The following is an 11,940-nucleotide window of genomic DNA, read 5'->3' on the forward strand; positions in this document are numbered from 1 at the left end:
GCGCACCACGCGGTTATCCACAGGCCTGGGTGTAGCCGGAGAGGAGCGCTCAGCGGACGACGGCGGGGTCGATCTCGTCGGTGAGCTCCGGGAAGGTGCCCTCCCAGATCGCCCGGCACCGGGCGGGCAGGTTCAGCTCCGGCCAGAGCTCGATGAGGAAGCGGCGGTCAAGGAGCTTGACGTGGTCCCGCGCGGTCCCGTCCCGGACGGTCGCGCTGTACAGGCTCCAGCGCTGCGCCGGGTCGTCGAGGTCGTACACGGGGTCAGGTGCGGTGGAGATGGGCGCCCAGGCGCGGATGACGCCGCGAGTCGGCCCCCGCAGGTCGTCCAGGGACTCCGGGGTGACGTACGGGATGTGGTCGGCGTAGACGTAGCCGCGCGGCACCGTCCGGTACGCGCCAGGTTCTGCGGGCATCCTGTTCACCCCTCTCTGTCGTCGTGGTTCGAGCCTACGGCTCGCCCCTTTCCCGCCGATCAGGATATCCACAGCCCTAGACGTCTGCCAGTGGTCGCACCTGCTACTCCGCCGCGGTCACCGTGACCCGCAGCAGCCGGTCGTCGATCACCCGGCCGTCCTCGGTCGCGGGCTCGCCCCGGCCGTCGGTGTTGCCGGTCAGCACCCACAGCTCGCCGTCGGCCCCGGCCTGGACCGCGCGCAGCCGGCCGAACTCACTCTCCAGCAGCGCCTGCGGCTCGCCGAAGCCCGGGCTCTCGCCGGCCTCGATCTCCTCCGCGGTGCCGAGCAGCGGCACGCGCCACAGCCGCGCGCCGCGCAGCGCGGCCAGGTACACGGCGTCCTCCGTGACGGCGATGCCCGACGGCGATGCCTCCGACGTCGGCCACCACGCCACCGGGTCCACGAACCCCTCCTGCTCCCCGGGCCCCTCGACCTCGGGCCAGCCGTAGTTGGCGCCCGCCTCGATCACGTTCAGCTCGTCCAGCTCGTTCTGCCCGAACTCGCTCGCGAACATGCGGCCGCTCGCGTCCCAGCCCAGGCCCTGCACGTTCCGGTGCCCCAGGGACCACACCGGCGAGCCGGGGTCCGGGTTGCCGGGCGCGGGCTCGCCGTCGGGCGTGACGCGCAGGATCTTGCCGCCCAGCGAGTCCGGGTCCTGCGCGTTCGCGGGGTTGCCGGCGTCGCCCGTCGCCACGTACAGGTACCCGTCCGGCCCGAGCGCGATCCGGCCGCCGTTGTGGTTGGAGGCGCTGGGGATGCCGTCGAGGATCGTGGTGACGTCGCCGAGCGTCATGCCGTCCAGGTCGAGCTCGGCGCGCAGCACCGCGTTGTCCTCGGCGCCCGTGCGGTAGAGGAAGACGGTGAACACCGGACCGGTGTCCTCCGGGTCGACCGCCACGCCGAGCAGGCCGCCCTCGCCGTCCGGCACCGTCTGCTCGGCCACCTCGCGCACGCCCTCGGAGTCCTCCAGCGGCTCGACGTCGCCGTTCGGGTGCACCACGGCGAGCGACGCGTCGTCGCGCATCGTGACCAGGAAGCGCTCGCCCGGCAGCGGCGCGATGCCCCACGGGACCGGGAGCTCCTCGGCCACGACCTCGGCCTCCGCCGTGACCCCGCCGTCCGAGGGGTCCGCGCCCTCCGTGCCCGACGACGCCGTCGTGCTCGCCGAGGCGGCCGGGCTCGGCGACGCGACGCCCGGCTCAGCCGCCCCGCTGCACCCGCTCACCCCCACGATCAGCACGAGCGCGGGCACAACCCAGGTCAGCAGGTGCCGGCGCACCCCGGCGTCAGTATCCACGCCCCCATCCAACCATCCGCGCTGGCCCGGAGCCCGGGCCCGGGGGCCCGGGTGGTCGGCAGTCCGTCAGGTGATCGGCAGCAGGGAGTGCCGACCATGTGACGAACTAGCGATCACGGCGGGGTACCTCGCCGCACCCCGCGGTGGAAGAGTGAGATGCATGAGTCTTGAGTCCTTGCCCGAGCACCGGGCACTGATCGTCGTCGACGTGCAGCCCACGTTCTGCGAGGGGGGCGAGCTCGCCACCGAGGGTGCCAACGAGATCGCGCACCGCGTCGGCGCGTACGTCGCCGCCCACCGCGACCGGTACACGACGGTGGTGACCACGCAGGACTGGCACATCGACCCGGGCGAGCACTTCAGCGAGACCCCGGACTTCGTCGACTCGTGGCCGCGGCACGGCGTCGCCGGCTCTCCCGGCGCCGAGCTGCACCCCGCGCTGGCCGGCCTCGTCTTCGACGCCAAGCTGCTGAAGGGCCAGTACTCGCACGGCTACTCCGGCTTCGACGGCGCGGACGAGCACGGCCGCACCCTCGCGACCGTGCTGTCGGACGCCGGGGTCACCGCCGTCGACGTCGTGGGCCTCGTCCAGTCGCACTGCGTGAAGCACACCGCCCTCGACGCCCGCCGCACCGGGCTGCACGCCCGCGTGCTGACCGACCTGACGATCCCGGTCTCGGAGGAGCAGGGCCTGGCCGCCGAGAAGGAGCTGGTCGCCGCGGGCGTGGACCTCCGCGACTCCTCGGCCCTCTGACCTGCCCCACCCCCGACGTGTCAGACGCTCAGGTCCCCCTGGGGACCTGAGCGTCTGACACGGGGTCTCGACAAGCTCGACCAGCGGACGGGCTGACTCGGGTCTCGACCAGCTCGACCAGCGAGTACCGCTAGATCCAGCTCGGGAGCAGCATCAGCCGCTGCCAGTACTCGTACGGCACCGGCATCGCCGTCCAGATCGGGTAGTAGAGCACGCTCACGCCCACGATCAGCACCACCAGGACGGCGGCCAGCCAGCAGACGATCCGCCGGTCCGCGCTCCGGGGCGGCGTCCGTTCCAGCCCGACGGCGAGCACGTACACCAGCGTCAGGATCACGAACGGCGTGAACACGATCGAGTAGAACGTGAAGATGGTGCGGTCCGCGAGCGGCCACGAGTACAGGAACCACGGCAGCCAGCCGGCGGCGATCCCCGCGAGGGCGGCGGCACCGCGCCAGTCGCGGAACCGGATCACGACCACCAGGACCAGGGGGATCGCGAGGGCACCCAGCCACCACAGCAGGGGGTTGCCGAGCGAGGTGACGGCGGTGGCGCAGTCGCCCGCGGAGTCCGCGGGGCACGGCCCCTGGCCGGGCGCGAACTTCTCCCAGAAGAACGACGTCGGCCGCCACTGCACGATCCAGCCCAGCGGGTGCGACGCGTAGTTGTGGTCGGAGTTCAGACCGGTGTGGAAGTCCCACATCATGTGGTGGTACTCCCACAGCGACCGGCCGGCCTCCCAGGCGCCCTGCGCCCAGCCCCAGTCCGGCCACCAGCCCGGCGGAGACACGTCGTTCACCACGGCCCAGTCGCGCAGGTACGACTGCGGGTGCGCAAACCAGGCCGACCAGGACGCGATGTACACCGCGACCACGGTGGGCAACATGACGAGGGCGGCCGGGACGGTGTCGACGACCGCGGCGTCCTCCCACCACCGGCCGATGCCGGCCGTGCGCCGCGCCGTGAAGTCCCACACCACGGTGAGCAGGCCGAACGCGGCGACGAAATACAGGCCCGACCACTTCACGCCGCACGCGAGGCCCAGCGACACGGCCGCCGCCAGGCGCCACCACCGGAAGCCGAGCCGTGGCCCGTACTGGCCGATCGCCCCGCCCGCCTCGACGATCTGCGCCACCCGGTCCGCGAGCCGGCGTCTGGCCCACTCGCGGTCCATCACCAGGCAGCCGAAGGCGACGAGCACCCAGAACATCAGGAACTGGTCCAGCAGGCCGGTGCGCGAGTGCACGATGGCCTCGCCGTCGACCGCGAGCAGCAGGCCCGCGACCAGGCCGAGCAGCGTGGAGGAGAAGATGCGGCGCGCGATCCGCACCATCAGGAACACCGCGACGACGCCGATCACGGCACTCGCGATGCGCCAGGCCATCGGGTCGGTCGCGCCGCCCATGAGGCGCATGCCGATCGCGATCATCCACTTGCCGACGGGCGGGTGGACCACGTACTCGGCCTCGTCGGTCTTGTACGAGCTGACGTCGCCCGCCTCGAACGCGGGGTTGGGCTTGTCGGGCCACGCGGCCTCGAAGCCGAGGCTGGCCAGCGACCAGCCCTCCTTGACGTAGTACGTCTCGTCGAAGACCAGCTTGCCGGGGCGGCCGAGGGCCCACAGCCGCGCGCCCGCGGCGATCGCCGTCACGACCAGGGCGCCGAAGAGGCCCCAGAAGCGGTCCGAGGCGCGCCGGCCGAGCGCGAGGCGGCGCTCCCCCAGCAGGTCGCGCAGGAGGCGTTCGCGCACCGGCGGCTCGACCGGCGGGACGGCGGCGTACGACCCCGTGGAGGTCATCCGTGCTCCCACGGCCTCGCGGCGCACGTGCGCTCCGTAGGTTCCGGGCAAAGCCTGCTTAGCTGCGGCGTGACGCGCTCCGGTGGCTTCAGGCTGAGACACCGGGCCAGCATAGAGCGTGGGACCCTGTGGTTCATGACCGACTCGTCCCCGGTTCCTGGGCCCGCGCCCGAGGCCGGCACCCTCGTCCTGGCCGCCACACCCATCGGCAACGCGGAGGACGCCTCGCCCCGGCTGGTCCGCCTCCTGTCCGACGCCGACGTCGTGGCCGCCGAGGACACCCGCCGCCTGCACGCGCTCGCCGGGCGCCTCGGGGTCGAGGTGCGCGGCAAGGTGACGAGCTACCACGAGCACAACGAGACGGCCCGCGCGGACGAGCTGCTCGACGTCGTCGCCGACGGCGGCACCGTGGTCGTCGTGACCGACGCCGGCATGCCGTCCGTCTCCGACCCGGGGTACCGCGTCGTCGAGCGCGCCATCGAGCGCGGCCTGCGGGTGACCGCGGCCCCGGGGCCGAGCGCGGTGCTGACGGCGCTGGCGCTCTCCGGCCTGCCGACCGACCGGTTCACGTTCGAGGGGTTCCTGCCGCGCAAGGCCGGCGACCGCTCCCGGACGCTCGCCGCGGTGGCCGCCGAGCCGCGCACCATGGTGTTCTTCGAGGCGCCGCACCGGATCGCGGAGACGCTGGCCGCCATGGCCGTCGCGTTCGGCGACACCCGCCCGGCCGCCGTCGCGCGCGAGCTCACCAAGACCTACGAGGAGGTGCTCCGCGGCCCTCTCGCGGACCTCGCGGAGCGGGCCGCGGCCGAGCAGCTCCGCGGTGAGATCTGCGTGGTGGTCGGCGGGGCGCCCGCGGTGCAGGCCGGCGTGGACGACGTCGTGGGCGAGGTGCTGGAGCGGGTCGCCGCGGGCGAGCGGCTCAAGACGGCGGTCGCCGAGGTCGCGGACGCCACGGGCGTGGCCAAGCGCGACCTGTACGCGGCAGCGCTCGCGGCCCGCCCCGCCAAGTAATACGTGTCAGACGTACAGGTCCCCCGAGGGACCTGTACGTCTGACACGTGTGGGGGCTACCAGTCGATCTGGGGCGTGGGGTGGTACGAGGCGCCGTCGCGGCGCCAGGCGCCCGCCTCGACCGCGATCCGGCCGCGGAACGACTCCCAGTCCTTGGCGCCGGGCTGTGACCAGGCGGCCTCGGCCACCGCGGCCAGCCGAGGCAGCAGCATCGAGAACAGGTCGTCGCGGTTCAGCAGGGTCTCGGTCCAGACCGCGGCCGACACGCCCTCGATCGCCGACTCCGGCAGCCCCTCGATGAGGGTCGCCGGGTCCCAGTCGTACGAGTCGTGCAGCTCGACGAACGCGGCCCACTGCTGGCCCAGCGGGTGCTCCGGCGTGTACTTCATGTCGAGGTACGCCTTGTCGGCCGGCGACATCACGAACTTCGCCCCGGCCTGCGCGGCGCGCAGGAACGGCGCCGGGTCGGGCCGGGTGTCCCAGTACTGCAGCACCGTTCCGGGCTCCACCAGCGCGGGGGCCTCGCCGTGCGCGACGGCGCCGTCGTCGGCAGCCTCGGAACCGGAACCCGCCTCGGAACCAGCCAGCGCCGCCACCGCGGCCTGGTCGCCGTGCGCGGAGCCCGCGGCCTCCTGCCACGCGACCGGGGTCTTGCCCGCACCCGTGATGATCTGCTGGCAGAGCACCACGAACCGGCCGAACTCCTCGGGCTGCATCACGAGCACCTCGTCGCCGCCGAAGTGCACCCACGGCCCCAGGGTCATGCGCGCGACGTCGGTGAACACGTCCCGCAGGAACGGCTCGGTGGTGGGCAGGTCGAAGTGCAGCTTCGAGAAGCCCACCTCGATGCCGTCGTAGCTGTCGGTGGGCTCGCCCGACGGCATGAGCTCGCCGTAGGCGTGGGTCGCCGCGTTCACGTGCCCGGGCACGTCGATCTCCGGGACGATCACGATCTCGCGCTCGGCCGCGTACTCCTGCAGCTCGCGGTACTCGTCGGCGGTGAGGAACCCGCCGGTCGCACCCGACACAGCACCCTGGGACGACTTCTCCGTCAGCGCCGGCCGGGACGGGATCTCCAGGCGCCAGCCCTGGTCGTCGGACAGGTGCAGGTGCAGCCGGTTCATCTTGTAGGAGCCGACGAGGTCCACGACCGCGCGGAGGTCGGCGGGACCGAACCAGTGCCGCACGATGTCGAACGAGAGCCCGCGCCAGCCGAACCGCGGCTCGTCGCGCACGACGACGGCGCGCACCTCGAGCGGCGCGCCCGGCTCCCCGCGACCCTCGACTGCGTCGCCGTCGGCACCGAACCGGCCCGCGTTGACGAGCTGCCGGAGGGTGCGCACGCCGTGCAGCAGGCCGGAGCGCTCGGGGGCCGCGACGGTCACGCCGTCGGCGGTCACGGTGAGCGTGTAGCGCTCGGGGTTCTGCGAGCCCTCGGGGCCCGCGGCGGCGTCCGACGTCAGAGTGACGGGCACGGCGCCGTCCGCGACGGAGGCGCCCGCGCTCGTGAGCAGCTCGGCCGCGAGCCGCGCGGTCACGGCGTCGGGCGCGTCCACGGTGACGGTCCTGAGGTCCAGCACCCCCTCGCCCGGCTGGACCTGGACAGGTACGGGGATGATGGCGTCGGCGACGACGGCCGCGCCGCTGCTCACGGTGGTCACGATTGTTAGGGCCCCTTCGCTCCGATGGATGCCCGCAGTTTCGCAGGTTCAGCCAGCGGAGACCAGGCCCAGGAGCGGTTCGGTCGGCAGGATGGTGCTCGCGTCGGCCGGCACCTCGCTCGGGGCGGACCAGCCGAGCACGGCGCGCTCGGGCAGGCCGCTCGCCACGTCGGCCCAGACGCCGTCGGCCGTCGCCTGGCCCACGCCCGGGCCCGCGGCGGTGAAGACCACCGCGACCTGCGACGGGATGCGCAGGTCCGCGCGGTCGACGACGGACGCCGCCGTCGACTGGTGCACCTCCAGCATGATCTGCGGCAGGCCCTGCGCGGTGGCGAGCTTCGCGAGCCGGTCCACGACCTCCTGCAGCTCGGCCACGGGGACCGCCCCGGTGTCCGCGCCGTTGCCGGCGACCCGGAACTCGGGGTGGACGGAGAGCCCGACGCCCGGCTTCGACAGCAGCGGCTCGAGCTCGTCGAGCTGCGCGGCCAGCGGCTGCACGCCCGGCGCGACGTCGAGGAGCACGATCTGACCGGCGTCGCGGATCGTCTCGACCGCGGGGGTGAGCACCTCGAGCGGCTGCTCGTCGACGAAGTCGCCGTCCTCGCCGGCCGCGGTGGACCGCATGCTCGCGGTGACGAGCACCAGCGGCGAGCCGCCCAGCACCTCGCCGTTCGTGGCGGCGGCGTCCACGGCGCGGACGGCGTCCGTGGCCGGGTCAGCGATGCCCGCCGGCACCGTGTACGACGTCGACACGTAGCGGCCCGGGAAAAGCTGCAGCGAGCCGTCGGGCAGCGTCTTGCCGGAGGTCGCCACCGCCACCTGCCAGCCCAGGTCGTCGGCCGCGCCGAACTCGCCGCCGATGCCGACCACGCCGAGCGGCTTGAGCGCCCGGATGGTCTCGACGGTCTTCGCGTCGGCCGCGACGTCACCGTCCGGGACCTCGACCGGGACGGCGCCGGCCGCCAGGGCGGTGCCGATCGCGGCCTCCTGCCCCGGCTTCGGGTCGACGGCGACGAGGATCTCCTGCAGCAGCTCGGGGTCCGTGACGTCCGGGATGTCGACACGCAGGCCGTCGACGTCGGCCTGGTGCAGGAGGTCGGCGGTGGGCAGCACGACCTTGGCCTCGTCCGGCTTGCCCGAACCGGCGCTGCCCTTGCCGCCCTCGGCGTCAGCGCTGCCGCCGTTCGCGGAGGCAGCGGCCGCGGCGGCGGCGCTCAGCGCGCCGGGGTCGAAGCGGACGACCTTCGCCTCGCCGGCGGCGGGCCCGACCTCCGCGACGGCCTGCTCGTCGCCGACGACGACGACCGTGCCGGCCCCGAGCCGCTCGAGCTCGGCGACGACGTTGGAGTCGGAGACCCCGCCGTCGGTCAGCAGCACCGGCGCGGTGACGGCGGCGCCGGTGGCCGCCGCGGTCGCGCGCGCGTCGGCGTCGTCCGCCGAGGCGATGACCGCGATCGGGGACGCGTGGAAGAAGGCCTGGCTCGCGGTCAGTGCCAGCTCTGCGGGGTCGGCCGAGTCGAGCACCAGAGCCGGCCCGGAGGGTTCCCTGACCTGGAACTTCTCCCCCGTCTTACCGTCGTCGCCCTCGGCCGTCGGCACCGTACAGCCGGCGAGGACGAGGGCGGCTGCCGCGAGCAGAGCCGCAGCGGACGCAGGTCGGTGGTGCGGGACGAATCGGGCGTTCCGGATAACCACGGATGTCATTCTCCCCCACCGGGCGACGAAGTGGAAACCCCGGGGGTGACGCCTGGCCGAACCCGCGGCAGCCTGCGGATGAACGCCGGTCGAGGTAGACGAACCCGTCAGTACACCACCGGGTAGACTCTTCCCTTCAGATCGTCGGAACGAGTACGAAGGCAGGTGCGCGATGAGCACCACGACGGCCACCCCGTCGACCCGGGACCGCATCCTCGACGCGGCCACCGAGCTGTTCTACGCCCACGGCATCCGGGCGGTGAGCGCCGACAAGATCATCGACCGGGCCGGGATCACGAAAGTGACGTTCTACCGGCACTTCCGCACCAAGGACACCCTGGTGGTGGCCTACCTGGAGCGACAGGCGGCTTGGGAGCGCGGGGCGCTGGACGCGCTGCGGGCGTCCGCCGGCGACGCCGAGGCGCTGCGCCGGTTCGCCGCGAGCGTGGGCACCGAGGCCTGCAAGCCGGGCTTCCGGGGCTGCTCGTTCATCAACGCCGCGGCCGAGTACGCGGAGCCCGACAGCCAGGTCCGCGCCGTCGTCGCCGAGCACCGCACCTGGTACCGGCAGACGTTCGCCGCGATGGCCCGGGCGCTGGGCGTGGACGACGCCGAGCAGGCGGCCGACGAGCTGATGATGCTGCGCGACGGCGCCATGCTGTCCGGCTACCTCGACGACCCCTCGCGCGTGAGCAGCGCGCTGGAGCGGGCGTTCTTCGCCGTCATCGACGCCGGGCAGCCCGCCGGTTCCGGCCGGTAGCCGCGTCCGCCCCGGTCCGCCGCGGCCTACTTCGACCAGCCCGAGCCCGTCGTCACGCACCGTGACGGCGGGCTCTCTCCTTTGCCCGGCTTGTGCCTTCGGCCTCCGTGTGGCTAATGTAGACGTACTAGTTCGTCTACATGACCGGGACTGTCGGGTCCCGGCCCCCGAGAAGGAGCGCATCCATGGCTGACAGCATCTACACCGCCGTCGCGACGTCCACCGGCGACGGCCGCGCCGGAGGCCGCACGGTGAGCGACGACGGCCTGCTGGACCTCAAGCTGGCGATCCCCGCCGACATGGGCGGCCCGGGCGGCGCCACCAACCCCGAGCAGCTCTTCGCTGCGGGCTGGGCCTCGTGCTTCCACAGCGCGCTCAAGGCCGTCGCCTCCGCGCGGAAGGTCACGGTCAGCGACTCCGCCGTGGTCGCCGAGGTGAGCATCCACCCGGCCGACGGCGGCGCGTTCAACCTGAGCGCCGCGCTGCACGTCGAGCTGTCGGGCGTGGACCAGGCCACCGCGGACGAGCTGGTCGAGGCCGCGCACGCGGTCTGCCCGTACTCGAACGCGACGCGCGGCAACATCGAGGTCACGGTCGACGCGACCGTCGCCTGAATCTCTGGAGTGTCAGACGCTCAGGTCACCATAGGGACCTGAGCGTCTGACACGTTCCGGGGAGAGATCCCGGAAGAGAAGGAGTTCCATGCCGTTCGCCGACGAGCTCATCAGTGACCGCACGGCCGAGACGCTGACCCGCGCCATCGGGTCGGCCGCGCCGGACGCCGTCCTGCGGGCGCTGCCGTCGACCGTGGGCCGGCTCACCGACCTCACGCTGCGCGAGCGGGCGGACCTCCTGCGGGACGCCCTGCTCACCGACCTGCCGGGGAGCTACGCGGACCTGGCCCGGGTGGTGCGGGCCGCGCGCGACGGCGCGGAGCCGTTCGGGGGCTGGCTGATCTGGCCGGTCACGAGCGCCGTCGCGGCCCGGGCCGTCGAGGAGGGCACGGACGCGGCGTTCGACGACGCCATGGCGCTGCTGGCCGAGCTCACCGGCCGGCTCACCGCCGAGTTCGCCGTCCGCACCCTGTTGCGGCACGACCTGGACCGCGCCCTCGCCACGGCTACGGCCTGGGCGGCGTCGGACGACGTCGACGTGCGCCGCCTGGCCAGCGAGGGCACCCGCCCGTACCTGCCCTGGTCCGTCCGGGTGCCGCAGATCCTGGCCCGTGCCGGCGTGACCGTGCCCGTGCTCGACGCCCTGTACCGGGACGAGAGCGAGTACGTACGGCGCTCGGTCGCCAACCATCTCAACGACCTGAGCCGCGACCACGCGGACCTGGTCGTCGCCACGGCGGGGCGCTGGCTCGCCGACCCCGCCCCGACGACGCCGTCGCTCGTGCGCCACGCGCTGCGCACGCTGGTCAAGCGCGGCGACCCGGGCGCCCTCGCGCTGCTCGGGTTCGGTCCGGCGACCCTGGAGATCGACGGGCCCCTGCTCGACGGCGCCCGCGTGCCGTTCGGCGGCACCGTCCGGTTCACGGCCGCGGTGCGCAACGTCGGCGCCGAGGAGGCGCGGCTGTCCATCGACTACGTGGTGCACCACCAGAAGGCCAACGGCTCGCAGACCACGAAGACGTTCAAGCTGACCACCCGGACGCTCGCGCCGGGCGAGCAGGTCGAGCTGAGCCGGGAGCACTCGTTCCGGCCGATCACCACGCGCCGGTACTACCCCGGCCCGCACGCCGTGACGCTCCAGGTCAACGGCGTCGCGACGGACCCGGCAGTGTTCGAGCTGGACGCGCCCTCCGGCACCTGACACCCCGCCGGTCGAGCTTGTCGAGACCTGGTTTCGACAGGCTCAACCAGCGGTGGGCTTGTCGAGACCTGGTTTCGACAGGCTCAACCAGCGGCACGGCCTCAGCGCAGCGACGTCCGGACGATCCCGGCGACGACGTCCGCGAGGTCCGCCGGGATCGGCCGGTCGCCGCTCAGGTAGCGCCGCACCGCGGCGTAGGGCAGGTCGACGACGACCAGGAGCAGCTCGGTGGTCGACACCGAGGTCTCGGCGCGGACCCGCCGGGTCAGGCCGCGGATCGCGTCGTTCCAGCGCGCGCCCTCGGTCGCCTCGGTCTCGCGGGCCGGCTCGGGCCAAGCGTCGGGCTCGAACCGCGCGCGGCCCGCGAGCAGCGCGTGCGCGTGACCGGGCTCGGCCTGGCACCAGCGCACGGTGTAGGCGGCGAGCGCGGCCGCCGCGTCGACCGGCTCCCCCTCGAACAGCGGGTACGCGTCCCGGTGATAGCTCTCGATCGCGCGGTTCCACAGGGCGGCGAGCAGGGCCGGACGGTCGGGGAACCGGTAGTAGAGGGACCCGCTCGGCACTCCCGCCTCACGGATGACCGCCGCCATCGTGACCTTCGCCGGACCGCCCTCGCCGAGGACCCGGCCCGCGGCGTCGAGGATCGTCGAGGTGTCGTGGGTGGGCCGGGCCATGCGTTGACGGTACTGCAG

General features: G+C 73.6%; 11 protein-coding genes. 5 read left to right on the forward strand and 6 right to left on the reverse strand.

Translation table 11 applies throughout. From position 1 onward, the window contains the following. Nucleotides 1–49 precede the first annotated feature (49 nt). Together FHX71_RS20615 and FHX71_RS20620 are read right to left on the reverse strand one after the other, a co-directional pair. Complete coding sequence (locus tag FHX71_RS20615) at nt 50–415, reverse strand: hypothetical protein (protein ID WP_182619316.1); 366 nt, start codon at nt 413–415, stop codon at nt 50–52. A gap of 103 nt (nt 416–518) precedes the next feature. Further along, complete coding sequence (locus tag FHX71_RS20620; RefSeq protein ID WP_312877156.1) at nt 519–1,754, reverse strand: PQQ-dependent sugar dehydrogenase; 1,236 nt, start codon at nt 1,752–1,754, stop codon at nt 519–521. Between the two features lie 160 nt (nt 1,755–1,914). Here FHX71_RS20620 and FHX71_RS20625 point away from each other — a divergent pair, with 160 nt between their 5' ends. Further along, a complete protein-coding gene (locus FHX71_RS20625) occupies nt 1,915–2,508 on the forward strand; it encodes an isochorismatase family protein (RefSeq protein WP_182619317.1) in 594 nt (197 codons plus the stop codon). A 130-nt stretch (nt 2,509–2,638) separates the two neighbouring features. Here the strand turns inward: FHX71_RS20625 and FHX71_RS20630 are convergent, their stop codons facing one another. Then, nucleotides 2,639–4,306, reverse strand: coding sequence for a dolichyl-phosphate-mannose--protein mannosyltransferase (locus FHX71_RS20630; protein WP_220490221.1), 1,668 nt, complete (start codon nt 4,304–4,306; stop codon nt 2,639–2,641). A 135-nt stretch (nt 4,307–4,441) separates the two neighbouring features. Between FHX71_RS20630 and rsmI the strand changes: the two genes are divergently transcribed. After that, nucleotides 4,442–5,317 carry a 16S rRNA (cytidine(1402)-2'-O)-methyltransferase gene (gene rsmI / locus FHX71_RS20635; protein WP_182619319.1) on the forward strand — a complete coding sequence of 292 codons (876 nt, stop codon included), beginning with the start codon at nt 4,442–4,444 and terminating at the stop codon, nt 5,315–5,317. Nucleotides 5,318–5,373: 56 nt separating this feature from the next. Here rsmI and FHX71_RS20640 read toward each other — a convergent pair whose 3' ends face one another. Together FHX71_RS20640 and FHX71_RS20645 are read right to left on the reverse strand one after the other, a co-directional pair. Beyond that, nucleotides 5,374–6,978 carry a beta-N-acetylhexosaminidase gene (locus tag FHX71_RS20640; RefSeq protein ID WP_182619320.1) on the reverse strand — a complete coding sequence of 535 codons (1,605 nt, stop codon included), beginning with the start codon at nt 6,976–6,978 and terminating at the stop codon, nt 5,374–5,376. Nucleotides 6,979–7,026: 48 nt separating this feature from the next. Then, complete coding sequence (locus FHX71_RS20645; protein WP_182619321.1) at nt 7,027–8,673, reverse strand: hypothetical protein; 1,647 nt, start codon at nt 8,671–8,673, stop codon at nt 7,027–7,029. Nucleotides 8,674–8,845: 172 nt separating this feature from the next. On the opposite strand from FHX71_RS20645, the gene FHX71_RS20650 reads away from it, so the two are divergent. From FHX71_RS20650 to FHX71_RS20660, 3 genes are all read left to right on the forward strand, one after another. Then, nucleotides 8,846–9,433: a TetR/AcrR family transcriptional regulator gene (locus FHX71_RS20650; RefSeq protein WP_182619322.1), complete on the forward strand. Its 588-nt coding sequence runs from the start codon at nt 8,846–8,848 to the stop codon at nt 9,431–9,433. 185 nt (nt 9,434–9,618) lie between these two features. Beyond that, nucleotides 9,619–10,047: an organic hydroperoxide resistance protein gene (locus tag FHX71_RS20655; protein WP_182619323.1), complete on the forward strand. Its 429-nt coding sequence runs from the start codon at nt 9,619–9,621 to the stop codon at nt 10,045–10,047. 88 nt (nt 10,048–10,135) lie between these two features. Beyond that, nucleotides 10,136–11,248, forward strand: coding sequence for a DNA alkylation repair protein (locus FHX71_RS20660; protein ID WP_182619324.1), 1,113 nt, complete (start codon nt 10,136–10,138; stop codon nt 11,246–11,248). Between the two features lie 101 nt (nt 11,249–11,349). Here the strand turns inward: FHX71_RS20660 and FHX71_RS20665 are convergent, their stop codons facing one another. After that, entirely contained in the window at nt 11,350–11,922 is a 573-nt protein-coding gene (locus FHX71_RS20665) for a TetR/AcrR family transcriptional regulator (protein ID WP_182619325.1), read from the reverse strand. Nucleotides 11,923–11,940 lie beyond the last annotated feature (18 nt).

This window comes from Promicromonospora sukumoe (assembly GCF_014137995.1).
GTDB classification, from domain to species: Bacteria; Actinomycetota; Actinomycetes; order Actinomycetales; family Cellulomonadaceae; genus Promicromonospora; species Promicromonospora sukumoe.